The 23,449-nt window shown below is 71.9% G+C and carries 21 protein-coding genes; 16 read left to right on the top strand and 5 right to left on the bottom strand.

What is annotated here, in order from left to right; genetic code table 11:
* On the top strand, positions 1 to 2,164 hold a 2,164-nt coding region (locus tag AB4Y76_RS09160), incomplete at its 5' end, for an Ig-like domain-containing protein (protein ID WP_441924378.1).
* Positions 2,161 to 2,637 carry a hypothetical protein gene (locus AB4Y76_RS09155; RefSeq protein ID WP_441924376.1) on the top strand — a complete coding sequence of 159 codons (477 nt, stop codon included), beginning with the start codon at positions 2,161 to 2,163 and terminating at the stop codon, positions 2,635 to 2,637. The genes AB4Y76_RS09160 and AB4Y76_RS09155, both read left to right, overlap by 4 nt.
* Positions 2,638 to 2,643: 6 nt before the next feature.
* On the opposite strand, the gene AB4Y76_RS09150 is transcribed toward AB4Y76_RS09155, so the two are convergent.
* Entirely contained in the window at positions 2,644 to 2,787 is a 144-nt protein-coding gene (locus AB4Y76_RS09150; RefSeq protein WP_441924374.1) for a hypothetical protein, read from the bottom strand.
* 44 nt (positions 2,788 to 2,831) lie between these two features.
* On the opposite strand from AB4Y76_RS09150, the gene purD reads away from it, so the two are divergent.
* Genes purD through AB4Y76_RS09135 form a run of 3 tightly spaced genes read left to right on the top strand, consistent with a single transcriptional unit; the run spans position 2,832 to position 6,448 of the window.
* Positions 2,832 to 4,085 carry a phosphoribosylamine--glycine ligase gene (gene purD, locus AB4Y76_RS09145; RefSeq protein WP_441924372.1) on the top strand — a complete coding sequence of 418 codons (1,254 nt, stop codon included), beginning with the start codon at positions 2,832 to 2,834 and terminating at the stop codon, positions 4,083 to 4,085.
* Positions 4,082 to 5,500 carry an adenylosuccinate lyase gene (gene purB, locus AB4Y76_RS09140; RefSeq protein ID WP_441924370.1) on the top strand — a complete coding sequence of 473 codons (1,419 nt, stop codon included), beginning with the start codon at positions 4,082 to 4,084 and terminating at the stop codon, positions 5,498 to 5,500. Before purD ends, purB begins: the two co-directional genes overlap by 4 nt.
* A gap of 51 nt (positions 5,501 to 5,551) precedes the next feature.
* The gene (locus AB4Y76_RS09135) at positions 5,552 to 6,448 is read left to right on the top strand and encodes a hypothetical protein (RefSeq protein WP_441924368.1); all 897 of its coding nucleotides are present in this window, start codon (positions 5,552 to 5,554) and stop codon (positions 6,446 to 6,448) included.
* On the opposite strand, the gene AB4Y76_RS09130 is transcribed toward AB4Y76_RS09135, so the two are convergent.
* Both AB4Y76_RS09130 and AB4Y76_RS09125 read right to left on the bottom strand, forming a co-directional pair.
* Positions 6,391 to 7,392, bottom strand: a complete 1,002-nt coding sequence (locus AB4Y76_RS09130; protein WP_441924366.1) for a sulfotransferase family protein — start codon at positions 7,390 to 7,392, stop codon at positions 6,391 to 6,393. The two genes, AB4Y76_RS09135 and AB4Y76_RS09130, sit on opposite strands and share 58 nt — an antisense overlap.
* A gap of 77 nt (positions 7,393 to 7,469) precedes the next feature.
* The gene (locus AB4Y76_RS09125) at positions 7,470 to 8,126 is read right to left on the bottom strand and encodes a TetR/AcrR family transcriptional regulator (RefSeq protein ID WP_441924364.1); all 657 of its coding nucleotides are present in this window, start codon (positions 8,124 to 8,126) and stop codon (positions 7,470 to 7,472) included.
* Positions 8,127 to 8,224: 98 nt separating this feature from the next.
* Here AB4Y76_RS09125 and AB4Y76_RS09120 point away from each other — a divergent pair, with 98 nt between their 5' ends.
* The gene (locus AB4Y76_RS09120) at positions 8,225 to 9,358 is read left to right on the top strand and encodes a phosphotransferase family protein (protein ID WP_441924362.1); all 1,134 of its coding nucleotides are present in this window, start codon (positions 8,225 to 8,227) and stop codon (positions 9,356 to 9,358) included.
* The gene (locus AB4Y76_RS09115) at positions 9,355 to 10,461 is read left to right on the top strand and encodes a hypothetical protein (RefSeq protein WP_441924360.1); all 1,107 of its coding nucleotides are present in this window, start codon (positions 9,355 to 9,357) and stop codon (positions 10,459 to 10,461) included. The genes AB4Y76_RS09120 and AB4Y76_RS09115 overlap by 4 nt, the downstream gene beginning before the upstream one ends.
* Before the next feature lie 20 nt (positions 10,462 to 10,481).
* Here the strand turns inward: AB4Y76_RS09115 and AB4Y76_RS09110 are convergent, their stop codons facing one another.
* Positions 10,482 to 11,099, bottom strand: a complete 618-nt coding sequence (locus AB4Y76_RS09110; RefSeq protein WP_441924358.1) for a hypothetical protein — start codon at positions 11,097 to 11,099, stop codon at positions 10,482 to 10,484.
* 127 nt (positions 11,100 to 11,226) lie between these two features.
* On the opposite strand from AB4Y76_RS09110, the gene AB4Y76_RS09105 reads away from it, so the two are divergent.
* The 8 genes from AB4Y76_RS09105 to purQ all read left to right on the top strand — a co-directional run bounded on the left by AB4Y76_RS09105 (position 11,227) and on the right by purQ (position 19,604).
* Positions 11,227 to 12,480, top strand: coding sequence for a hypothetical protein (locus tag AB4Y76_RS09105; protein ID WP_441924356.1), 1,254 nt, complete (start codon positions 11,227 to 11,229; stop codon positions 12,478 to 12,480).
* A gap of 106 nt (positions 12,481 to 12,586) precedes the next feature.
* On the top strand, positions 12,587 to 13,918 hold the full coding sequence (locus AB4Y76_RS09100; RefSeq protein ID WP_441924354.1) for an MFS transporter: 1,332 nt from the start codon (positions 12,587 to 12,589) through the stop codon (positions 13,916 to 13,918).
* 172 nt (positions 13,919 to 14,090) lie between these two features.
* A complete protein-coding gene (locus AB4Y76_RS09095) occupies positions 14,091 to 14,990 on the top strand; it encodes a phosphoribosylaminoimidazolesuccinocarboxamide synthase (protein ID WP_441924352.1) in 900 nt (299 codons plus the stop codon).
* Positions 14,879 to 15,409, top strand: coding sequence for an SRPBCC family protein (locus AB4Y76_RS09090; protein WP_441924394.1), 531 nt, complete (start codon positions 14,879 to 14,881; stop codon positions 15,407 to 15,409). The genes AB4Y76_RS09095 and AB4Y76_RS09090 overlap by 112 nt, the downstream gene beginning before the upstream one ends.
* A gap of 42 nt (positions 15,410 to 15,451) precedes the next feature.
* A complete protein-coding gene (locus AB4Y76_RS09085) occupies positions 15,452 to 17,017 on the top strand; it encodes a long-chain-fatty-acid--CoA ligase (protein ID WP_441924350.1) in 1,566 nt (521 codons plus the stop codon).
* A gap of 195 nt (positions 17,018 to 17,212) precedes the next feature.
* Positions 17,213 to 18,583: an LCP family protein gene (locus AB4Y76_RS09080; protein ID WP_441924348.1), complete on the top strand. Its 1,371-nt coding sequence runs from the start codon at positions 17,213 to 17,215 to the stop codon at positions 18,581 to 18,583.
* Positions 18,584 to 18,693: 110 nt separating this feature from the next.
* Positions 18,694 to 18,954, top strand: a complete 261-nt coding sequence (purS, locus tag AB4Y76_RS09075) for a phosphoribosylformylglycinamidine synthase subunit PurS (RefSeq protein WP_441924346.1) — start codon at positions 18,694 to 18,696, stop codon at positions 18,952 to 18,954.
* The gene (purQ, locus tag AB4Y76_RS09070) at positions 18,951 to 19,604 is read left to right on the top strand and encodes a phosphoribosylformylglycinamidine synthase subunit PurQ (RefSeq protein WP_441924344.1); all 654 of its coding nucleotides are present in this window, start codon (positions 18,951 to 18,953) and stop codon (positions 19,602 to 19,604) included. Before purS ends, purQ begins: the two co-directional genes overlap by 4 nt.
* Before the next feature lie 4 nt (positions 19,605 to 19,608).
* Here the strand turns inward: purQ and AB4Y76_RS09065 are convergent, their stop codons facing one another.
* The gene (locus AB4Y76_RS09065; RefSeq protein ID WP_441924342.1) at positions 19,609 to 20,973 is read right to left on the bottom strand and encodes a glycoside hydrolase domain-containing protein; all 1,365 of its coding nucleotides are present in this window, start codon (positions 20,971 to 20,973) and stop codon (positions 19,609 to 19,611) included.
* A 168-nt stretch (positions 20,974 to 21,141) separates the two neighbouring features.
* Here AB4Y76_RS09065 and purL point away from each other — a divergent pair, with 168 nt between their 5' ends.
* Positions 21,142 to 23,427, top strand: a complete 2,286-nt coding sequence (gene purL / locus AB4Y76_RS09060) for a phosphoribosylformylglycinamidine synthase subunit PurL (RefSeq protein ID WP_441924340.1) — start codon at positions 21,142 to 21,144, stop codon at positions 23,425 to 23,427.
* Positions 23,428 to 23,449 lie beyond the last annotated feature (22 nt).

Here is a 23,449-nt window from a genome sequence, read left to right as displayed (position 1 = left end):
CGTCTGCTCTGCGACGGTCCAGCTGGACGGCACCTGGTCGTGTGACGCGACGACGGCGCTGCCGCAGGGTCCGCAGACGGTGACCGCGACCCAGGTCGACCCGGCCGGCAACGTCAGCGGACCGTCGAAGGAGGTCACGTTCACGATCGACACGACAGCGCCGGACGCTCCGGTGATCGAAGGCCCGGCCGAGGGTGCGGTGGTGAACACCACCACGCCGACGATCAGCGGCACCGGTGAGGCGGACGCGAAGGTGACGGTCACCGACGCGGGCGGCAAGGTCGTGTGCTCTGCGACGGTCCAGCTGGACGGCACCTGGTCGTGTGACGCGACGACGGCGCTGCCGGCAGGTGAGCAGACGCTGACCGCGACGCAGACCGACCCGGCGGGTAACACGAGCTTGCCTGACCAGGTGACGTTCACCGTGGACACCGACGCGCCGGATGCTCCGGTGATCGAAGGTCCGGCTGAGGGTGCGGTGGTGAACACCACCACGCCGACGATCAGCGGCASCGGTGAGGCCGGTGCGAAGGTGACGGTCACTGACGCGGGCGGCAATGTCGTGTGCTCTGCGACGGTCCAGCTGGACGGCACCTGGTCGTGTGACGCGACGACGGCGCTGCCGGCGGGTGAGCAGACGCTGACCGCGACCCAGACCGACCCGGCGGGTAACACGAGCTTGCCTGACCAGGTGACGTTCACCGTGGACACCACYGCGCCGGCCGCGCCGGTGATCAAGGGCCCGGCCGAGGGCGCGGTGGTCAACACCACCACGCCGACGATCACGGGCACTGGCGAGGCCGGTGCGAAGGTGACGGTCACKGACGCGGGCGGCAACGTCGTCTGCTCTGCGACGGTCCAGCTGGACGGCACCTGGTCGTGTGACGCGACGACGGCGCTGCCGCAGGGYCCGCAGACGGTGACCGCGACCCAGGTCGACCCGGCCGGCAACGTCAGCGGAGCGTCGAAGGAGGTCACGTTCACGATCGACACGACAGCGCCGGACGCTCCGGTGATCGAAGGCCCGGCCGAGGGTGCGGTGGTGAACACGACGAAGCCGACGATCACGGGTACTGGTGAGGCGGGTGCGGTGGTGACGGTGGTCGACGAGAACGGCGGCACCGTCTGCACCGCGACGGTCCAGCAGGGCGGTTCGTGGTCCTGCACCCCGTCGACCCCGCTTCCGGAGGGTGAGCACACGCTGACCGCTACGCAGGTCGACCCGGCGGGCAACGTCAGCGGACCGTCGGGGGAGATCACGTTCACGGTGGACATGACCGCTCCCGAACCTCCCGTCATCACCGGGCCGGTGAACGGCTCGGAGCTGCACGACAACTCTCCGGTCGTCACGGGCACGGGGGAGCCGGGCGCGACCGTCACGGTCGTCGACCTGCACGGCAACACGATCTGCACCGCGGAGGTCGAGAAGGACGGGACGTGGTCCTGCACCCCGACGACGCCGCTCTCCGAGGGTGAGCACACCTTCACCGCGACGCAGACCGACCCGGCCGGCAACAAGAGCGACCCGTCGGCGGAGGTCACCTTCACGGTCGCGACCGAGGCCGGCCTGGCCCTGCGGCTGAGCGGCACGTACGACGACGCCAACGGCGACGGTGACGCGGACCGTGGCGAGAAGATCACCTGGCACGGCACGCTGACCAACACCGGCACCCTCCGGGTAGCCCGGCTCGCGGTCACCGACAGCGACACCAGCGCGATGACGTGTGCTGCCACGGCCCTCGAGCCTGGCCAGGTCACGAAGTGCGTCAGCACGGCGCTGCACACGATCACGAGTGCCGACGCCCAGGCCGGACTGGTGACGGACCGTGCCCAGGTCAAGGGCGTCGTCTCCGGAGGCTCCTCGGCTTCCCGAGGCCTGCGGGCCGGGGCGACGGTCGGTGATGTCGTCACCTCCAACGCCGACACCGCGTCCGTCGCGGTCACCGAGCACCTCGTGGCGCCGCCCGCGGACGACACCCAGGGCAACGGCACCGGCAACGGCAACGGCAACGGAGACGGTCAGGGGCCGGGCGGATTCCTGCCGTCGACGGGTGCCGCGTTCTCCCGGGCGATGCTGGCGGCGGCGGTGGCCCTGCTCGGCCTCGGGTCGTGGTTCATCATCGCCGGTGCTCGGCGTCGGCGGGACGAGGAGGAGCAGGCATGAGCGAGTCGCGAAGAGGTGGCACGGAACGGAAGTCCCGGAACGCGAAGCCATGGGTCCTCGCGGCGCTGGCCCTGGTCGCCGTCGCGGTGGCCGCCCGGATCGCGGTCTCCCTGCCAAGCGGGGGGGATCATGACCGCCACGCGGAGCCGGTCCCGGGCGGCCACGCGCTGGCGCGGTACCCGGTCCCGGCCCTGGGCACGCTGCACAACGTCAAGGCCAAGGCCGAGCAGGTCGAGGTGAGCTCGTGCGACGCGCTGGACGAAGGCGGACAGCAGGCGACCGGACGGGTGACCAACGACGCGAGGAAGGCCAAGCGCTACCAGATCACCGTGTACTTCCTGGACGGGAAGACGCCGATCAACTACGCGCAGACCCAGGTGTCGGTACCGCCCGGCGGGCACGTGCCGTGGGTCGTCGAGAAGGTGTTCGCGACCGACCTCGACCTCACCTGCAAGGTCGTCGCCGTCGGCTGAGCGGCGTCAGTCGAGGCCGACGATCGCACGCGCGGTGCGTCGGAAGTCGTCGGTGACCTCGTCGCCGTCCCGGTACACGCCGACGAGCGCGGCGTACGACTTCCCGCAGCGCAGGGGATCACCGCCTGAAGTTTCGTCTCTCGCCAGCACCGGCCGGACGGCCGGTGCGCGCGGGGCGATTACTCTTGCTCACCGTGAAGACCCTCGTCATCGGCACCGGCGGCCGCGAGCACGCGCTCGCCCTGGCCCTGTCCCGGGACCCCTCGGTCACCGAGGTGCACGCCGCCCCCGGCAACCCGGGCATCGGAGCGTTCGCCACCCTGCACGCCGTCGACCCGATGGACCCGGTCGCTGTCGCCGACCTCGCCGTCCGCCTCGGCGCCGACCTGGTCGTCGTCGGCCCGGAGGCGCCGCTGGTCGCCGGGGTCGCGGACGCGGTCCGCGAGCGCGGCATCTCCTGTTTCGGCCCCTCCGCCGAGGCGGCCCGGCTCGAGGGCTCGAAGGCCTTCGCGAAGGACATCATGGGCGCCGCGGAGGTCCCGACCGCGCTGGCGCGCGTCTGCACCACCGTCGAGGAGGCCGCCGACGCGCTGGACGCGTTCGGGCCGCCGTACGTCGTGAAGGACGACGGGCTCGCCGCCGGCAAGGGCGTCGTCGTCACCGAGGACCGGGATGCCGCGCTGGCCCACGCCGCCGCGTGCGAGCGGGTCGTGATCGAGGAGTTCCTCGACGGCCCCGAGGTCTCGCTGTTCGCGATCACCGACGGCACCACCGTCTACCCGCTGCAGCCGGCGCAGGACTTCAAGCGCATCTTCGACGGCGACGCCGGCCCGAACACCGGCGGGATGGGGGCCTACACCCCGCTCCCGTGGGCGCCCGACGGTCTGGTCGCCGACGTGCTCGCCCGCGTGCTCCAGCCGACCGTCGACGAGCTCGCCCGCCGCGGCGCCGTCTTCTCCGGCCTGCTCTATGCCGGTCTCGCGCTCACCTCCCGGGGCGTGAAGGTGATCGAGTTCAACGCCCGGTTCGGCGACCCCGAGACGCAGCCGCTGATGGCGCTGCTCGACTCGCCGCTCGGCGTGCTGCTCAAGGCCGCCGCCGACGGCGTGCTGCACGAGGTGGCGCCGCCGCGCTGGAAGGCCGGCACCGCGCTCGCCGTCGTGATGGCCAGCGCCGGCTACCCGGAGTCCTCGCGCAACGGTGACGTGATCAGCGGGGTCGCGGAGGCCGAGACAGGCGGCTGCGACGTCATCCACGCAGGCACCGCGCTGGTCGACGGCGACCTCGTCACCGCGGGCGGCCGGGTCCTGGCCGTCACCGCCGTCGGCGACGACCTGGCCGACGCCCGCGCGAAGGCCTACGCCGGGGTCGGGGCGATCCGCTTCGACGGCGCCCAGTTCCGTACCGACATCGCGGCGAAGGCCGCGGCAGGGGAGATCAAGCCGTGAACGTCCCGAACGTCCTCGCCACCCGCTACGCGGGCGCCGACCTCGCCGCGATCTGGTCGCCCGAGCACAAGATCGTGCTCGAGCGGCAGCTCTGGATCGCCGTGCTGAAGGCGCAGCGCGACCTCGGCATCGACGTGCCCGACGGCGTGGTCGAGGCCTACGAGGCTGTCGTCGACCAGGTCGACCTGGCTTCGATCGCCGCCCGCGAGCGGGTCACCCGGCACGACGTGAAGGCGCGCATCGAGGAGTTCTCCGCGCTGGCCGGGCACGAGCACATCCACAAGGGGATGACTTCGCGCGACCTGACCGAGAACGTCGAGCAGCTGCAGATCCTCTCCTCGCTCGCGCTGGTCCGGCAGCGAGTGGTGGCGGCCCTGGCCCGGCTGGCCAGGCTGGCGAGCGAGCACGAGTCCCTGGTGATGGCGGGGCGTTCGCACAACGTCGCCGCGCAGGCGACCACGCTCGGCAAGCGGTTCGCGACGATCGCGGACGAGATGCTGGTGGCGCTGGCGCGGCTGGACGACCTGGTCGCCCGCTACCCGCTGCGCGGCATCAAGGGCCCGATGGGCACCGCCCAGGACATGCTCGACCTGCTCGACGGCGACGAGGTCGCGCTCGCCGACCTGGAGCAGCGGGTCGCGGCCCACCTCGGCTTCGCGCACGTCTTCACCAGCGTCGGCCAGGTCTACCCGCGGTCGCTGGACTTCGACGTCGTCTCGGCGCTCGTGCAGGTGGTGGCCGGCCCGTCGAACCTGGCGACCACGATCCGGCTGATGGCCGGCATCGAGCTGGTGACCGAGGGCTTCAAGGAGGGCCAGGTCGGCTCCTCGGCGATGCCGCACAAGATGAACACCCGCTCGTGCGAGCGGGTCAACGGTCTCGCGGTGATCCTGCGCGGTCAGCTGTCGATGGTCGGCGAGCTCGCCGGCGACCAGTGGAACGAGGGCGACGTGTCCTGCTCCGTGGTGCGCCGGGTCGCGCTGCCGGACGCGTTCTTCGCCACCGACGGGCTGTTCCAGACCTTCCTCACCGTGCTCGACGAGTTCGGCGCGTTCCCGGCGGTGATCCAGCGCGAGCTCGACCGCTACCTGCCGTTCCTCACCTCGACCAAGGTGCTGATGACCGCGGTCCGCAACGGCGTCGGCCGCGAGGAGGCGCACGAGGCGATCAAGGAGCACGCGGTCGGCGTGGCCCTGGAGATGCGCCAGGGCCTGGCCGTGAACGACCTCTTCGACCGGCTCGCCGCCGACACCCGCCTGGGGCTGACCCGGGAGCAGATCGCGGCGCTCGTCGCCGATCCGATCGAGTTCACCGGGGCGGCCGTGGCGCAGACGCAGGAAGTGGTGCGCCGGGTCGAGGAGGTCGTGAAGTCCGATCCCGCGGCGGCGTCGTACGTGCCGGGCGACATCCTCTGACCCGTTTCCCGGAACTTATTGTCTAGGCAAACGCTCGACTATGCTGGTCGCATGGTCACCGACACCGCCCAGCTCCCGCTGCCGTCGTACGACGACGCGACCGTGGTCGTCCCCGCTCCGGGACCCGGGGTCGGGAACTGGTCGGGAGCCGCGTCCGCCGTGCTCGTCGACGGGGTCTTCTGGCTGACCTGGCGGGAGCGCCGGCCGCTCACCGACGGCCGCGGCGTCGCGGTGGTCGTCGCCCGTTCCGAGGACGGCGAGCGGTTCGAGCAGGTGGCGCGGGTACGCCGCGAGGAGTTCGGCGCGGAGTCCTTCGAGCGGCCGGTCCTGGTCCCCGTTCCGGGCGTGGGCTGGCGGCTCTACCTCTCCTGCGCGACGCCGGGCTCGAAGCACTGGTGGGTCGACAGCCTGACCGCCGCGACCCCCGCGGAGCTTCCCGGCGGGGCCCGCCGGGTCGTGCTGCCGGGCGACGACGTCACCGCGGTCAAGGACCCGGTGGTCCGGGCGCTGCCCGACGGCACCTGGGAGATGTGGCTGTGCTGCCACCCGCTCACCGACGTCGGCGAGGAGGACCGGATGACCACCCGCCGGCTGACCAGCCCGGACGGCCTGGCCTGGACCGACGAGGGCGAGGTGCTGCGCGGCCGGCCCGGCGCCTGGGACGAGCGTGGTGCCCGGGTCACGGCGGTGATCGCCGCGGACCCCGTCACCGTCCTGTACGACGGCCGGCCGGACGCCGCCTCGAACTGGTACGAGCGGACCGGGGTCGCCACCTGGGACGGCAACCGGCTGGTCGCCGACACCGCCCGGGAGCCGCTGTCCTCGCCGCACGCCGACGGCGCGCTGCGCTACGCGACCGCGGTCCTGCTGCCGGACGGCCGGACCCGGTTCTACTTCGAGGCCGCCAGGTCCGACGGCGCCCACGACCTGGTGACCTCGGTGCGCTGAAGGAACGACCCGCGGCTGGACGTGTCGAGCCAGTCGCTGAAGTCCTGGCCGATCAGCTTCGAGAAGCGCAGCACGTCCTCCTCGAAAGCCGGCAGCAGGGCGGCCCGCTGCTCGGGCGTCAGGTGCGGGCGGTGGGTCTCGTCGCTCCCGGTGAGCAGGCCGACCAGCGGGACGCTGGCGGCACGCCAGACCTCGGGGCGGGCGTACTGGCCGAGCCAGGCACCGGCGCGCACGACCGGGCCGAAGGCGCGGGTCCGCCACCCCGGCTCGGCGTAGCTGCGGGCGTTGTCGCGGGGGATCTCGGTGACCAGGTCCGGGTCGATGCCGAGGAACTCGCAGGCCCGGTTCAGGGTGAGGACCGGCTCGTCGATGATGTCCTTGTAGCGCAGGATCAGGTTGCGCCGCGGGTCGATGTGCTCGAAGAGGTGGGCGAACTGCTCGCCGTACAGGCCGAGGTCGCGGTAGCGCCAGAACGGCGCCCAGCCGGCCGCGACCCGCTCGTCCTGGAGCTCGAAGGCGCGCACGAAGTCGGCTTCGGGCTCGAGGCCGTCGGACCACAGGTGCATCCAGTTGCTGTAGGCCCGGTCGATCGGGTCGCGGACCACCGAGATCAGCTTCGCCTCCGGCAGCGCGTCGGCGATGCGGCGGTGGGCGCCGCGGCTCCACAGGTAGAACGGGGTGCTCTCGCCGCGGAGCTGGCCGGGCTCCGCGCCGGCGAAGAGGCGGTGGTAGTCCTCGCGCCGCCAGATCCACTCCTGCTGGGAGTGCGCGTCGCCCGGGCCGCGCCAGGCCGGCGGCGGTGCGTCGTCGCAGAGCCAGTACTTGGCCTCCTTGGGCACCGAGGCGTGCACCTGCGGGTGCAGGGAGAGGGCGGCGTGCAGGGCGGTCGTGCCCGCCTTGGGCGCACCCATGATCAGGAAGTCCGGGCCGGGCGACCGCGTCATCGCTCACTCCTCAGAATCAAAGTTGATCTGAGAACTAAAGATAGAGGTAAATGCGGGATCTGCGCAGGCGTGTCCGGTCAGCGGGTCCGGAGCCGGTGCTCGAGACCGCCGAGGAGCACCTCGAGGGCGAAGTCGAACTGGTCGTCGGCCTCGGGGCGGGCGGCGAGCATGTCGGCCAGGTGCGGCAGGTCGGCGGAGCGCTCGGTGACCCCCTTGCCGAACTCGGTGAACTGCGGGTCCTCGCCGTCCCCGGCCAGCGCGTGCTGCCAGGCCTCGCCGAGTGCCAGCGTGTAGACGTGCTGGACGCAGTGCTGGACGTCGGCGGTGCTGAAGCCGGCCTCGTCCATCACCGCGGCGAGGTGCTCGATCCGGTCCAGCCGCAGGCTGGTCGGCGCGCTGGTGAGGCGGACGTACTGCAGCAGCTGCGGGTGCGCGACGATCGCGGCCCGGGTCGCCCGGGCGAAGGCGACGATCCACTGCTGCCAGGTGGCGCCGACGCCTGGCTCGAAGTCGTCGTACTCGGTCTCCTCCATGATCCGCGCGGCCACCAGGGCGAGGAGCTCGTCGCGGTCCTTCACGTGGTTGTAGAGGGCGGCAGGGCCGACGTCGAGCGCCTTCGCGACGTCGCTCATCCGCAGGTCCTCGGTCCCGAGGCCGACCGCTGCCTCGACGATCTGGTCGCGGGAGATCTGCCGTGGGCGCCCGCGGCGGCGGGGGACGGGCTCCTTGCTCAACGTCTCTCCTCGGCTCGGCGGACAGATAACTGAAGCGCATCAGAAAATATCGCGGGAATCCCTTGACAGGCAAGAACGTGTTCTAGTTCTCTGGCGGGATGAACGACGTACCCGCCGATTTCACGATGCAGCGCAGCAGTCGTGACGAGGCCGCGATGGCGGCGGCCCTGACCCCCTGGATCGCCTCGCACCTGCCCGACGGCGCCGACCCGAAGGTCGTCCTGTCCGGCGCCTCCGACGCCAACGGGATGTCCAGCGAGACGATCCTCGCGGACATCTCGTGGACCGAGGACGGCCGGCACCGCGAAGGCTCCTACGTGATGCGGATGGCGCCGGCGCAGAGCGACGTGCCGGTCTTCCGCGAGTACCGGATGGACCACCAGCACGAGGCCATCCGCCTGGTCGGCGAGCTCACCGACGTCCCGGTCCCGGCCGTGCACTGGCTGGAGCCGACCGGTGAGGTCCTCGGGCAGCCGTTCTTCTTCATGGAGCGCCTGGAGGGCATCGTGCCGCCGGACGTGATGCCGTACACCTTCGGCGACAACTGGTTCTTCGACGCCGACCCGGCCGACCAGCGCCGCCTCCAGGACAGCACGGTCAAGGCGATCGCCGGCATCCACGGGATCTCCGACCCGGCCACCCGGTTCGCCTTCCTGGATGCCGACGGGACCCCCGGCGACACCCCGCTGCGCCGGCACGTCGCCCGCACCCGGGCCTGGTACGAGTGGGCCGCCGCGGAGATCGGCGACTCGCAGATCGTCCCGCGCGCGCTGGACTGGCTGGAGGCGAACTGGCCGGACTCCGACACCCCCGACAACGTGGTGCTCTCCTGGGGCGACTCCCGGATCGGCAACTGCCTCTACCGCGACTTCGAGCCGGTGGCGGTGCTCGACTGGGAGATGGCCGGCCTCGGCCCGCGCGAGCTCGACCTCGGCTGGATCGTCTTCGCGCACCAGGTCTTCCAGAGCATCTCCAGCGCCTTCGAGCTCCCGGGCCTGCCCGACGTGCTCCGCGCGGAGGACGTGCGGGCGACGTACGCCGAGCTGACCGGCGTCGAGGCCGGCGACCTGCGCTGGTACGAGATCTACTCCGGCGTGCTCTGGGGCATCGTCTTCATGCGCACCGGCGCCCGCCAGGTGCACTTCGGCGAGATCGAGAAGCCCGGTACACCCGACGAGCTGATGCACCACTCCCCGCTGCTGACCCGACTGCTCGACGAGGTGACCGCATGATCGGCCCGATGGACGAGTACCCGATCCACCAGGCGCCGCTCCCGGCGAACCGGGTGGCCAGCAGCGACCGGAACTTCTACGACCGCTGCTACTTCAACGCCATGGACACCGCCTCCGGCGACACCATGCTGGTGACCGGGATCGGCTACTACCCGAACCTGGCCGTCAAGGACGCCTACCTGCTGGTGCGCCGCGGCAACACCCAGACAGCGGTGCACTTCTCCGACGCGATCGACCAGAACCGGCTCGACCAGCGCGTCGGCGGCTACCGGCTCGAGGTGGTCGAGCCGCTGCAGAAGCTCCGGATCGTCGTCGAGGAGACCGACGGCCTCGGCGCCGACCTCACCTGGGAGGGCTCGCACCCCGTGGTGCAGGAGCTGCCGCACCTGATGCTGGCCAGCGACAGCCGGCCGACGTTGGACGCGCAGCGGTTCGCCCAGCTCGGCTCCTGGTCCGGCGCGCTGCTGATCGACGGCGAGGAGATCGTCGTCGACCCGGCGCACTGGATGGGCAGCCGGGACCGGTCCTGGGGCATCCGCCCGGTCGGTGAGGCGGAGCCGGCCGGCCGGCCGCAGGAGCCCCCGATGGAGGGCTTCTGGTGGCTCTACGTGCCGATGCGCTTCGAGACGTTCTCGATCGTGGTGATCATCCAGGAGCAGGCCAACGGCTTCCGCACGCTCAACGACTGCACCCGGGTCTGGAACGACGGCCGGGTGGAGCAGCTCGGCTGGCCGACGATCGACATCGACTACACCCCCGGCACCCGGCACCCCGAGCGGGCGCGGATCTCCGGCACCGGCACCGACGGCAAGCCCGTCGTGGTCGAGGTCGAGACCCGGACCAACGTGGTGCTGCACGTCGGCGGCGGGTACGGCGGCGACCCGGACTGGACGCACGGCCAGTGGAAGGGCGAGAACTTCGTCGAGCGGGTCAGCTACGCCATGGACGACCCGGCCGTCGTCGGCCGTACGCCGTTCGGCGTGATCGACCACTGCGCCCGGGCCACCTGCGACGGCGAGGTCGGCCACGGCCTCTTCGAGCACGGCACCTTCGGCCGGCACGACCCGACCGGGTTCGTCGACTGGAGCAACGAGCGTCGGTAGGTAGGGCGCCGCCGGAGGCGTCAGCCGACCAGCGACCGGCCGTCGTGGAGCGCGAGCTTCCGCGCGACCGTCCGCTGGTCGGCCAGCCAGGTCTCCTCCGGCGTCGGCGGGAGCATGTCGTCCCACTCGACGGCGAAAGAGCCGAGGATCCCGGCGAACCGGGCCGGCCGGCAGATCAGCCACAGGTGCAGGTGCGCCGAACCGTCGCCGACGCGCATCACGTGCACCCGGCCGACGTTCTCCAGGCCGCTCATGATCCGGGTCAGCCAGACCTGGAGCCGGCCGACCTCCGCCGCCTGCTCGTCGCTGAGGTCGGTGATGTCGAGGTGCTCCTTGGGTTCGAGCATGAGCACCAGCGGCAGGCCGCCGCGCGGCATCGGCCGCAGCGTCCAGGCCTCGTTCTCCCACAGCAGGGTCCCGGCCTCGCCGACGCAGGCCGAGCAGTCCGGACCGCCGGGCTCGCCCATCCGCGGGACCTCGGCGGCCAGCGGCTCGGCGAGCACCTTCGGGACCATCGCGCCGTCGACCACCTCCCACGGGAAGACGTCCCAGGACTGGGCCGGCGTCATCGGGAGCCGGCCGTCGGCACCGACCGAGGCGACGATCCGGGCGTGCAGCGCTTCAGGTGATTCCGCCATGGGCTCACGGTGCCAGAGCCGGGTCCCGTCCGGGCCGCCGGGTGCCTCAGGCCGACCGCCTCGTTGCCGATAGGAGCGGGACTACGTGCACCTCAGGGAAGAGGTGCCGACGGGAAGGAATCCCCAGATGCAGGTCTCACGTCAGATTTCCCGGCGCGCCCGCGCCGGGCTCGCGGTCGCCGTGGCGGCCACGACGCTCGGTCTCGCGCCGGCGGTCACCGCGCACGCCGCGGAGTCGCCGGTCCGCACCGCCGACAGCTCGGCCTCGGTCGAGTGCAGCTCCGCCCGGGCAGCCCTGGCCCAGGCGCAGAAGCAGCAGCGCGTCGCCAAGGCCAAGGTCGCCAAGGCCCGCACGGCCGTCAAGAAGGCCAAGAAGTCGCACAGCGCGGCGAAGGTGCGCAAGGCCAAGAAGGCCCTCGCCAAGGCGGCCACCCGGTACCGCAACGTCACCAGGACGGTCGGCGACCGACAGCACCGCGTGGGCTACGCCTGCACCGCGCCGACCTCGCCGTCCCGCGCCGCCGCGACCGGCAAGGCGCTCAACATCCTCGCGGTCGCCGACGGCCTCGCCGTGGGCCCGATCAACCTCGGCCAGCTGACCGCCCTCCTCGACCGGCTGCTGCCGGGCGTCTCGGGCGTCCTCACCGGGGACCAGCTCAACGCGATGCTGGTCGGGTTCAACGCCGTCGCCGGCGACTCGCCGGTCAACCCGGCCGACGCGCTGGCCCTGCTCGGCGGCGCCTTCTCGCCGGCCCAGGTCACCCAGCTGCTCGGTGGCCTCGCGGACCCGGCGCTGCTGACCGGTCTGGCCACGCACCTCCTCGGCCAGGTCGCCGGGCTCGCGCAGCTGCCGGTCCCGGGGTCCTTCGACCCGACGGCGCTGCTGACCACCTTCGCCGGGGTGTTCGGCAACCTCGACCCGAGCCAGCTGGGCGACCTGCTCGGCCTGCTCAAGTCGATCACGGGGCAGTCGTCCTCGCTGAACGCCGGTCAGCTGACCGATCTCCTCGACTCGCTGGTGCCCGGTATCAGCGACGCGTTCGACCCGGCGCAGCTGACCACCATGCTGACCTCGCTCAACGGAGGCGGCCTGAACGCGGCATCGCTGGCCAACCTGATGGGCGGTCAGTTCTCGGCCGCGCAGGTCTCGTCGGTGCTCGCCGGCACGGCCGCGCAGGACCTCGTCGGCAAGGTGGTCGCGCAGATCGTCGCGCAGCTGAGCACCGCGGGCGCCGGCGGCCTGGTGCTGCCGGGGGCGATGAGCCTGTCGGTCCTCACCGACCTGGTCGACAGCGTGACCAACCTGCTCGGCGCGGTCCTGGGAGGCGGCCCGCTCCAGGGCCTGTGCTCGCTCGTCCCGCTCCCGCTGCTCTGCAGCTGATCCACCGCTGAACCACTGCTGAACCGCTGACCGGCCACCCGCGGACCCCGAGACTCCGCGGGTGGCCCGGTCATGCGGAGGTGCAGCGCCTGGGACGATGGCGTCCATGAGCGCGCGCGCACGGACCGGAGCCCGCCCTGCGCTCGCGGTCTGGACGGTGGCTCTGCTCGTCTACGTGCTGGCCGTCTTCCACCGCTCCTCGCTCGCGGTGGCCGGCCTGGCCGCCTCGGACCGCTTCGACATCTCCGCCGCGCAGCTGGCGACCTTCACGATGCTCCAGCTGCTCGTGTACGCCGCCATGCAGGTCCCCGTCGGCCTGCTCGTGGACCGGTTCGGGCCGCGCGCTGTCCTCACCGCGGGCGCGATCACGCTGACCTGCGCCCAAGCCGGGTTCGCCTTCGCGGAGAGCTACCCGGTGGCGCTGCTGGCGCGCTTCTTCGTCGGGATCGGCGACGCGATGACGTTCATCTGCGTGCTCCGGCTGGTCGCCACCTGGTTCGCGCCGCGCCGGATCCCGGTCATGATCCAGGTGACCGGGGTCCTCGGACAGCTCGGCGCGATCGCCGCGGCCGTTCCGATGACCTGGGCGCTCGGCCACCTCGGCTGGACCCGGGCCTACCTCGGCGCCGCCGCCCTCGGCATCGTCATGACGGTGGCGCTGCTGCTGGTCGTCGACGACGCCCCGGGCACCCGGCACGTCCGCGGCCGCGCCCTCGACCCGCGCGCGATCCGGGCCAGCCTGGGGGCCTCCTGGTCGCACCCGGGGACGCGGCTCGGCTTCTGGTCGCACTTCACGACCCAGTTCAGCGCCACCGTGCTCGGCCTGCTCTGGGGCTTCCCGTTCCTGGTCAAGGGCGAGGGCCGCAGCGAGACCGACGCCGGCATGCTGCTGACCGTGATGGTGGTGGCGATCATGATCGCCGGGCCGCTGATGGGCTGGCGGACCGGGCTGCGGCCGTGGAGCCGCTCCACCCTGGTCATCGGCATCGTGCTGGCGATCGTCGCCGTCTGGACGGTGGTGCTGGCCTGGCCCGGCGAGGCACCGCTCTGGCTCCTGGTCGTCCTGGTCGTCGTCACCGGCCTGGGCGGGCCGGCTTCGGTGATCGGCTTCGACCTCGGCCGGACCTCCAACCCTCCGGAGCGGCTGGCCAGCGCCACCGGGATCATCAACATGGCCGGCTTCCTGGCCAGCCTGACCCTGGTGATCGCGATCGGGCTGATCCTGGACTGGCGCACGCCCGGTTCGTCCTCGGACTACACGCCCGCGGCGTTCCGCTGGGCGATGAGCTTCCAGTACGTGCTCTGGGCGGTCGGGCTGGTCCAGATCGTGCGTTACCGCGGGAAGGCCCGGGCGCGGCTGCGGGCCGACGACCCGGCACTGTGGGCCGAGATGTCCGGCGCGGGATCCGGGACCGGGTCGTCCGGGCGTTCGGACTGAGTCGTTCGGGCTACTGATACGGGGCCGAAGACCCGATGACAGCGCCGGGCACGCGTGCATATGGTGCGAAAGCGGGTAAATCGGGGGATCGGATCCGCCGCGATGTCGGGGGTGCTGCGAACTTCCGCCGGGCGCCGGGGGGCGCGACCGGCGGGGTTCGTAGACTCGCGCCGTGAGCGGCGACCTGAACATCCCCGAAGCCCCGGCCATCGACGGTACCGAGCACCTGCACTCCGGGAAGGTCCGCGACCTGTACCGGGTGACCGGTGGCGAGCAGGCCGGCCGGCTGCTCATGGTCGCCAGCGACCGGATCTCCGCCTACGACTACGTGCTGGACAGCACCATCCCGGACAAGGGCGCGATCCTCACCCGGATGTCGTTGTGGTGGTTCGCCCAGCTCGCCGACCTGGTCCCGAACCACGTGGTCTCCACCGACGTGCCGGCCGAGGTCGCCGGCCGCGCCGTGCTCTGCGAGGAGCTGGCGATGTTCCCGGTCGAGTGCGTCGCGCGCGGCTACCTGACCGGGTCCGGCCTGCTCGACTACCGGGACTCCGGGGCGGTCTGCGGGATCGCGCTGCCGGCCGGTCTCGAGGACGGCAGCCGGCTTCCGGAGCCGATCTTCACCCCCGCCACCAAGGCGGCCGTGGGCGACCACGACGAGAACGTCTCCTACGAGGCCGTGGCCGGCACCGTCGGGGAGGCGAGCGCGGCCGAGCTGCGCGAGCTGACCCTGCGGATCTACGGCCGGGCCGAGGACATCGCCCGTGAGCGGGGCATCATCCTGGCCGACACGAAGTTCGAGTTCGGCACCCGCGGTGACGGCACCGTGGTGCTGGCCGACGAGGTGCTCACCCCGGACTCCAGCCGGTTCTGGCCGGCCGACCTCTGGCAACCCGGCCGCGCGCAGCCGTCGTACGACAAGCAGATCGTGCGCGACTGGCTCACCTCCGCCGAGTCCGGCTGGGACCGTACGTCGGGAGAGCGGCCGCCCGCGCTGCCGGAGGCCGTGATCGCGCACACCCGGGCCCGCTACGTCGAGGCGTACGAGCTCCTGACCGGGGAGACGTTCTGAGCGTCCCGTTCGACGTTCCCGCGGAGGTCGCCTTCGACTTCCTCGTCGACCCGCGCCACCGGCCCTTGTGGCAGTCGTCGCTGCGCCGGGTCCTGGACGTGTCGCCGGACGAGCCGGCCGTCGGCCAGACCTGGACCGACGTGACCACGCCGGGGCTGCGGCCGCGGATGGAGACCACGGTGCTGGACCGGCCGCGCCGCTGGACGGAGCGGGGGACCTGGCAGAAGCTCGGGCGCGGTGTCCGGGCCGAGCTCACCCTCACCTTCGAGGAGGCGGGAGCCGGTTGTCTCGTCTCCGCCGAGGCCACGGTCGCCGGTCTCGGCGTCGGTGCGGTGCTGACCCGGCTGGCGCCGTACGCGATCCGCTCGGACCTGCGCCGGGCCGCCCGCATCCTGTCGGAGCGAGCGTCCGGCCAGTAGGTTGCACCTCATCCCACCCGGTTCGAGCAGAAGGGCCAGCCCGTGTACAACCTGTCGATCTTCCTCGAGGACAGTGCCCGTCGCTACCCGGAGCGGGACGCGCTCGTGCTCGGCGACACCCGGCTGACCTACGCGCAGGTGAACGGGGCCGCCAACCAGGTCGCGAACCTGCTCGTCGACCTGGGTGTGCAGCCCGGTGACCGGGTCGCGCTGACCTGCCCGAACCTGCCCTACTTCCCGATCGTCTACTACGGGATCCTCAAGGCCGGTGCCGTCGTCGTCCCGATGAACGTGCTCAACAAGGGCCGCGAGGTCAGCTACTACCTCGACGACTCCGACGCGAAGGTCTACTTCTGCTTCCAGGGCACCCCGGACCTCCCGATGGCGGCCGAGGGCGCGGTCGGCGTCGAGGGCGCGCAGAACCGGCCCGAGTTCATCGTGATCACCGCCGACCCGTCGGCGCCGTCGCCGGTGGCGGGCGCCCGGACCCTGACCGAGGCGCTGGCCGGGAAGTCGCCGGTCTTCGAGTCCGTGCTCGGCGACGAGACCGCGACCGCGGTCATCCTCTACACCTCCGGCACCACCGGGCAGCCGAAGGGCGCGGAGCTCTCGCACGCGAACCTGCTGCTCAACGCGCTCACCTGCAACCGGCTGTTCGGCTCGACGCCCGGCACCGACGTGCACCTGGTGACGCTGCCGCTGTTCCACTCCTTCGGCTCCTCGGTGCAGATGAACGCGGGCTTCTCGATGGGCGCCACGCTGGTGCTGCTGCCGCGCTTCGAGGCGGGCCCGGCGTTGTCGCTGCTGCAGTCGGAGGAGGTGACGTTCTTCGCGGGCGTCCCGACGATGTGGTGGGGCCTGCTCGGCGCCCTCGACGCTGCGTCTCAGGAGGGGCAGGTGGACGTCGCCAAGATCGCTGCCAACCTCCGCGTCGGCGTCTCCGGCGGCGCCAGCCTGCCGGTGGAGATCATCAAGGACGTGAAGGCCAAGCTCGGGATCAGCATCCTGGAGGGCTACGGCCTCTCGGAGACCTCACCGGTCGCGACCTTCAGCGACCCGGACCGCGACCCGCGGCCGGGCTCGATCGGGATCCCGATCTGGGGCGTCGAGGTGAAGCTGATCGACGAGGACTGGAACACCGTCGAGGGCGCCGACGTGATCGGCGAGATCGCGATCCGCGGCCACTGCATCATGAAGGGCTACCTGAACCGGCCGGAGGCGACCGCCGAGGTCATGCGCGACGGCTGGTTCCGCTCCGGCGACCTGGCCCGCCGCGACGAGGACGGCTTCTACTACATCGTCGACCGGTCCAAGGACATGATCATCCGCGGCGGTTACAACGTGTACCCGCGCGAGGTCGAGGAAGTCCTGATGACCCACCCGGACGTCTCGCTGGCCGCCGTCGTCGGCGTCAAGCACGAGTCGCACGGCGAGGAGATCAAGGCGTTCGTCATCCGCACCGAGGGCGCGACGGTCACCGAGGACGAGCTGCTGGCCTGGGGCAAGGAGCAGATGGCGGCGTACAAGTACCCGCGGATGGTCGCCTTCGTGGACGCCCTGCCGATGACGGCGACCGGCAAGATCCTCAAGCGCGAGCTGGTCGACTGACCCGTTACTGGCCCGGTACTGACCGGCACTGACCCGGTCCGGTCCACAGCGGGATTCCGCGGGATTGGGCGGGATTTCACACGGTCACTTAGGCTGCTGGCCGTGCCGAGGGGATCCGAGCCTGCTCCGCTCCAGCGGGGGAGGCACAGAGCGGCCCGCCCTGACCAGGTCGGGCGGGCGCTGCGTCGTGCCCTGATGGCGACCCTGGTCCCGGCCGTCGTGCTGGGCCTGGTGGGGCTGGTGGTGGCGAAGGTGGCCGGCCGCCGGCTGATCGACCTCACCCTCGACCCGACCGCGCTGCTGTGGATCGTGGCCGGCATCTTCGTGGTCTGGTGGCTCTGGGTCGCGATGATCTGCCGGATCTACGTCCGCAGCCGCAAGCGCACGGCGCCGCGGATGCTGCGGATCGCCGGCGCGGCCGGCGTGGCCCTGCTCTGCGCCGCGGTGAGCGCGCCGATGGCCGTCGGCGCCAAGTACGCCGTCGTGCAGCGCGACCTGATCCAGACCGTGTTCGACGGCGCCGACAGCCAGACCACGCCGAAGGCGACCGCGGCGGACCCGTGGGGCAGGCGCAAGCGCGTCAACGTGCTCCTGCTCGGCGGCGACGGCGCCGTCCACCGCCCGGGCGTGCGCACCGACTCGGTGATCCTGGCCAGCATCAACACCAGGACCGGCTCGACGGTGATGTTCAGCCTCCCGCGCAACCTGCAGCGGGTGCCGTTCAAGCCGGGCTCGAAGCTCGCCGAGCTCTACCCGAACGGCTTCACCGACGGCCGGCAGGACAACGCGGAGTTCTTCCTCAACGCGGTCTACCGCAACGTCCCCGCGGTCCACCCGGGCGTCCTCGGGCACTCCGACAACGAGGGCGCCGACGCGGTGAAGCTCGCGGTCTCGGGCGCGCTCGGCCTGCGGGTCGACTACTACGTGCTGGTGAACCTGTCCGGCTTCTCCAAGCTGGTCGACGCGATGGGCGGGATCACCGTCAACATCAACGAGCCGGTCCCGATCGGCGGCAACACCGACGCGCACATCGCGCCGGACGACTACCTCCAGCCGGGGCCGAACCAGAAGCTGGACGGCTTCAAGGCGCTCTGGTTCACCCGTGGCCGCTACGGCTCGACGGACTACAAGCGGATGGAGCGGCAGCGCTGCGCGATCAACGCGATCGCCGACGAGGCCAGCCCGACCACGATGTTCAAGCGGTACACGAAGCTCGCCAGCGCGAGCAAGGAGATCGTCCGCACCGACATCCCGCAGTCGCTGCTGTCGGCGTTCGTCGGCCTGGCGAGCAAGGTCAAGGGCACGCCGATGAAGTCGGTCGGCTTCGAGCGCAGCGACGAGTTCCACCCCGACGACCCGGACTACGACTTCGTGCACGCCGCGGTCCAGGCCGCCCTGCACCCCCCGAAGGCGACGCCGGCGGGCACCGGGACGGCCGTCCCGGCGGCCGGGACCGCCGGCACCTCGGCGGACGCCAGCACCGCGCCGGCGACCACCGAGAAGGTCCCGAGCAGGGCAAGCAACGCGAAGGACGACTGCGCGTACCACCCGGTGGCCGCGGGCTGAGCCTGCGACCTGGCCGGGTACGCCGCCCGCCTGGCGACCTGCGGCCGGAGGCCCGCGCGGCGGCGTCTAGGATTCAGGTGTCGTCCACCCCTGAGACCAGGAGTTGCCCCGTGGCCCGTGTCGTCGTCGACGTCATGCCCAAGCCCGAGATCCTCGACCCGCAGGGCAAGGCCGTGCTGGGTGCACTGCCCCGGCTCGGCTTCACCGGCGTGACCGAGGTCCGCCAGGGCAAGCGGTTCGAGCTGGAGGTCGAGGGCGAGATCACCGACGCGGTGCTCGCGGAGGTCGAGAAGATGGCCGAGACGCTGCTCTCGAACCCGGTGATCGAGGACTACGCGGTCCGCGTGCTCACCGCGGAGGAGCAGGCGTGAAGGTCGGGGTCGTCACCTTCCCCGGCTCGCTCGACGACGCCGACGCCCGGCGCGCGGTCCGGCACGCCGGCCACGAGGCGGTCGCGCTCTGGCACGGCGACCACGACCTCAAGGGCGTGGACGCGGTCCTGCTCCCGGGCGGGTTCTCCTACGGCGACTACCTGCGCTGCGGGGCGATCGCCCGGTTCGCGCCGGTGATGACCGAGGTCGTCGACGCCGCCAACGGCGGGATGCCGGTGCTCGGCATCTGCAACGGCTTCCAGATCCTCTGCGAGTCGCACCTGCTGCCCGGCGCGCTGATCCGCAACGACCACCGCAAGTTCGGCTGCCTGGACCAGACGCTGGTCATCGAGAACAACAAGACCTCCTGGACCAACGCCTACGAGGCCGGCCAGGAGGTCACGATCGTCCTCAAGAACGGCGAGGGCTCGTTCGTCGCCGACGAGCAGACCCTGGACATGCTCGAGGCCGAGGGCCGGGTCGTCGCCCGCTACGTGGGCAACCCCAACGGCTCGCAGCGCGCCATCGCCGGGATCAGCAACGCGGCCGGCAACGTGGTCGGCCTGATGCCGCACCCGGAGCACGCGATCGAGGACCTCTGCGGCCCGGGCACCGACGGCCTGGGGTTCTTCACCAGCCTCGCGGGCTGAACCGCTAGTTGCGCCCGGCCTTCAGGTGCGCCCAGGTCGGTGAGCCGACCGCGCGGGTGAGCTTGAGCCCGCGCTTGACCTGGTAGACGCCGACCGCCCTCGCGGTGGTGGCGTCGTACACGCCGGTCACCTTGAGCGCCGCCGAGCCGGAGGCGTTCAGTGCGCGCTGGACGCGGACCACGTCGGCGCCGCGGGCCTGCAGGGTCAGGTAGCTGCCGGTGTTGCCGGCCACCAGCAGGGAGATCCAGTCCTGCTGGGTGAACCAGCGCTGCTGGCGGTGCCCGACGCGCCTCTGCCACGCCTTCACGCCCGCGGTCGTGCGCGGGTTCCAGTTGCCGGTGACCATCGCGGTGTAGAGGCCGCGCTGCTTGAGCAGGCACTGCAGCGCGACGTGCAGGCCCTTGCGGGTGCGCGGGTCGGTGTAGCGGTACGCCGCCTTGCTGATCGAGGCGGTGGTGCACTTCGGGTCCGCGGTCGGGCTGGCGATCTCCGGGGTGGCCGGGCCGGGTGCCGTGTACGGCGCCCCGCGCAGGTCGAGGTAGTTGCTGTCGATGTTGATCGTGACGCCGCCGTACGTCTCGTTGTGGCCGCCCTTGTACTGGTGCAGCCGGCGTCCGGGCCAGCCGTCGGCGCGGAAGTACGTCGAGCTCGTGTCCGCCTTGCCGTTCCAGTCGGCGATCCAGATCTGGTACGGCAGCACGATCGTGTTGCCCGGGGTCACCCGGGCGTTGTCGAGGACCTTGATGCCGGAGGCGGCGCTGGAGTAGACGCCGGAGACGTAGCCGTTGGCGGTGAGCCGGCTGGTCCAGTCGGAGAGGAACCGGAGCGCCGAGGCCTTGCAGGCGGCGTCGTCCATCGGGAAGGACTCGAGGTCGTAGTAGATGGTGCTCCGCGGTGCGAGGCCGAGCGCCTTCGCGGCTGCGGTGGCGATGTCCGCCTCCTGCCGGCCCTGGGCGCGAGCGGCGGCGTAGTCGTTGGTGGAGCTCGGGTTGATCTTGTTCTTCTGGTAGCGGTCGCGGGTGCTGCAGGAGGCCTGGGCGCCGAGGTGGATCGGCAGCAGCCGCCAGCCGGTGGCGAGCTGGGTGCGGACCCAGGTCGGCGTCAGGTTGGTCTGGGCCTGGCAGTAGCGCAGCGAGCCGGAGATGTAGATGCCGACCGCCCGGTAGGGGGAGCTCTTCAGCCAGGCGGTCATCGCGTTCTGGCTGGGTGCCTCGCACTGGTCGAACCCGTAGCCGGTGAAGTTGCCCGGGGTGATCGGGTTGGCGGCGTCGGCGGTCGACGGTGCGGACGCCGTGACGCCGAGGACGCCGGCGGTCAGCGCCAGGACGACGGCCGCGACGACCCTGCGGAGGCGGGGCTGGGAAAGCATGTGTACTCCAAGCGTGGGGAAGGACGCGCGGCCACTTTAACCTCGTGCGTCACTTCAGTCACAGTGGGCGCAGGGGTGTCGCGAGCCGAATTATCCCCTTTGGGACGTTATTTGTCCCGAGTTGGACCGACGTCGGACGCCCGCGGCCGACCGGATAGATTTGCGCGCGTGAGCACCCTCGACACCGTTGCCGTTGCCGCTGGGGACCCGGGGCGCGAGCAGCCCTGGGCCGACCTCGGCCTGAAGGCCGACGAGTACGCCCGGATCCGCGAGATCCTCGGCCGCCGCCCGACCTCCTCGGAGCTGGCGATGTACTCGGTGATGTGGAGCGAGCACTGCTCGTACAAGTCCACCAAGGTGCACCTCAAGCAGTTCAGCGAACTGGCTGAGGAACTCAGCCAGCGACGGAACAGTCCGCAGGAGACGCCGGTCGGCGAGCCGGGACGGCTCCTCGCCGGCATCGGCGAGAACGCCGGCGTGATCGACGTCGGCCAGGGCTACGCGGTCACCTTCAAGGTCGAGTCGCACAACCACCCGTCGTTCGTGGAGCCCTACCAGGGTGCGGCCACCGGCGTCGGCGGCATCGTCCGCGACATCCTCGCGATGGGCGCCCGGCCGGTCGCGGTGATGGACCCGCTCCGCTTCGGCCCGCTGGACGCGCCCGACACCCACCGGGTGCTGCCCGGGATCGTCGCCGGCGTCGGCGGCTACGGCAACTGCCTCGGGCTGCCGAACATCGGCGGCGAGGCCGTCTTCGACGAGACCTACCTCGGCAACCCGCTGGTCAACGCGCTCTGCGTCGGCGTGCTCCGCCACGAGGACCTGCACCTGGCCAAGGCGTCGGGCGTCGGCAACCAGGTCATCCTGTACGGCGCCCGCACCGGCGGCGACGGCATCGGCGGCGTCTCGGTGCTCGCCTCCGAGACCTTCGACGCGGACGGCCCCGCCAAGCGGCCCAGCGTCCAGGTCGGCGACCCGTTCATGGAGAAGCTGCTCATCGAGTGCACCCTGGAGATCTTCGCGGCCGGCCTGGTCGCGGGCATCCAGGACCTCGGCGGCGCGGGCCTCTCCTGCGCCACCTCCGAGCTGGCCAGCGCCGGCGACGGCGGCATGCACGTCGAGCTGGACCGGGTCCCGCTGCGCGACTCCACGCTCGCGCCGGAGGAGATCCTGATGAGCGAGTCGCAGGAGCGGATGATGGCGGTCGTCGAGCCCGCCGACGTCGACGCCTTCATGGCGATCTGCGCGAAGTGGGACGTCGAGGCCGTCGTCGTCGGCGAGGTCACCGACTCCGGCCGGCTGCACATCGACTGGCACGGCGAGCGGGTGGTCGACGTGCCGCCGCGCTCGGTCGCGCACGACGGGCCGACGTACGAGCGGCCGTACGCCCGCCCGGACTGGCAGGACGCGCTCCAGGCCGACCGTGCCGAGGCGCTGCCCCGGCCCGCGACGGGAGACGAGCTCCGCGAGACCGTCCTGCGCCTGGCAGCCAGCCCGAACCTCTGCGACAAGTCCTGGATCACCGACCAGTACGACCGCTACGTGCTCGGCAACACCGTCCTCGCCCAGCCCTCGGACTCCGGGATGATCCGGATCGACGAGGAGACCAACCTCGGCGTCGCGGTCTCCACCGACTGCAACGGCCGGTTCGCCAAGCTCGACCCGTACGCCGGCGCCCGGCTCGCTCTCGCCGAGTCCTACCGCAACGTCGCCACCGGCGGTGCCCAGCCGCTGGCGATCAGCGACTGCCTGAACTTCGGCTCGCCGGAGGACCCGGACGTGATGTGGCAGTTCGCCGAGGCCTGCCGCGGCCTCAAGGACGGCTGCCTGGAGCTCGGCATCCCGGTCACCGGCGGCAACGTCAGCCTCTACAACCAGACCGGCGAGACCGCGATCCTGCCGACCCCGGTGGTCGCCGTGCTCGGTGTCATCGAGGACGTCACGAAGCGCACCCCGACGGGCTTCCAGGCCGCGGACGAGGCCGTCTTCCTGCTCGGCACCACCCGCGAGGAGCTCTCCGGCTCGGAGTGGGCGAAGGTCGTGCACGGGCACCTCGGCGGGCTGCCGCCGCAGGTCGACCTGGCCGCCGAGAAGGCGCTCGCCGAGCTGTTGGTCGACGGCGTCGGCCTGCTCACCTCGGCCCACGACCTCGCCGACGGCGGGCTCGCCCAGGCGCTCGTCGAGGCCGGGCTGCGCCACGACGTCGGTGCCTCGGTGGAGGTCGCCGGCGACGCGTTCGTGGCGCTCTTCTCCGAGTCCGCCGGGCGGGTGCTCGTCACGGTGGACGCGGGCGACGTGGACGCGCTCACCGCGCTCGCCGGACGCCACGGCGTGCCGGCCGCCCGGATCGGCACCACCGGCGGCGACGCCGTCGAGGTCGCCGGGCAGTTCACCCTCCCGCTCAGCGAGATCCGCACCGCCTGGTCGGCGACCCTGCCGGCCGCGCTGGCCTGACCTCCTGGTCGTCGAGCCTGTC

It is taken from the genome of Marmoricola sp. RAF53, assembly GCF_052114005.1.
In the GTDB taxonomy this organism is placed as follows: domain Bacteria; phylum Actinomycetota; class Actinomycetes; order Propionibacteriales; family Nocardioidaceae; genus Marmoricola.
The sequence above is the reverse complement of the archived record's forward strand: the minus strand, read 5'-3'. Positions and strand labels throughout refer to the sequence as shown.

Bases quoted from the DNA above. Each gene is read 5' to 3' on its own strand.
- AB4Y76_RS09105 (WP_441924356.1), top strand. From the start codon at position 11,227: ATGCAGGTCTCACGTCAGATTTCCCGGCGCGCCCGCGCCGGGCTCGCG.
- AB4Y76_RS09115 (WP_441924360.1), top strand. From the start codon at position 9,355: ATGATCGGCCCGATGGACGAGTACCCGATCCACCAGGCGCCGCTCCCG.
- AB4Y76_RS09135 (WP_441924368.1), top strand. From the start codon at position 5,552: ATGGTCACCGACACCGCCCAGCTCCCGCTGCCGTCGTACGACGACGCG.
- AB4Y76_RS09120 (WP_441924362.1), top strand. From the start codon at position 8,225: ATGAACGACGTACCCGCCGATTTCACGATGCAGCGCAGCAGTCGTGAC.
- AB4Y76_RS09130 (WP_441924366.1), bottom strand. From the start codon at position 7,392: ATGACGCGGTCGCCCGGCCCGGACTTCCTGATCATGGGTGCGCCCAAG.
- AB4Y76_RS09080 (WP_441924348.1), top strand. From the start codon at position 17,213: ATGGCGACCCTGGTCCCGGCCGTCGTGCTGGGCCTGGTGGGGCTGGTG.
- AB4Y76_RS09110 (WP_441924358.1), bottom strand. From the start codon at position 11,099: ATGGCGGAATCACCTGAAGCGCTGCACGCCCGGATCGTCGCCTCGGTC.
- AB4Y76_RS09065 (WP_441924342.1), bottom strand. From the start codon at position 20,973: ATGCTTTCCCAGCCCCGCCTCCGCAGGGTCGTCGCGGCCGTCGTCCTG.
- AB4Y76_RS09100 (WP_441924354.1), top strand. From the start codon at position 12,587: ATGAGCGCGCGCGCACGGACCGGAGCCCGCCCTGCGCTCGCGGTCTGG.
- AB4Y76_RS09155 (WP_441924376.1), top strand. From the start codon at position 2,161: ATGAGCGAGTCGCGAAGAGGTGGCACGGAACGGAAGTCCCGGAACGCG.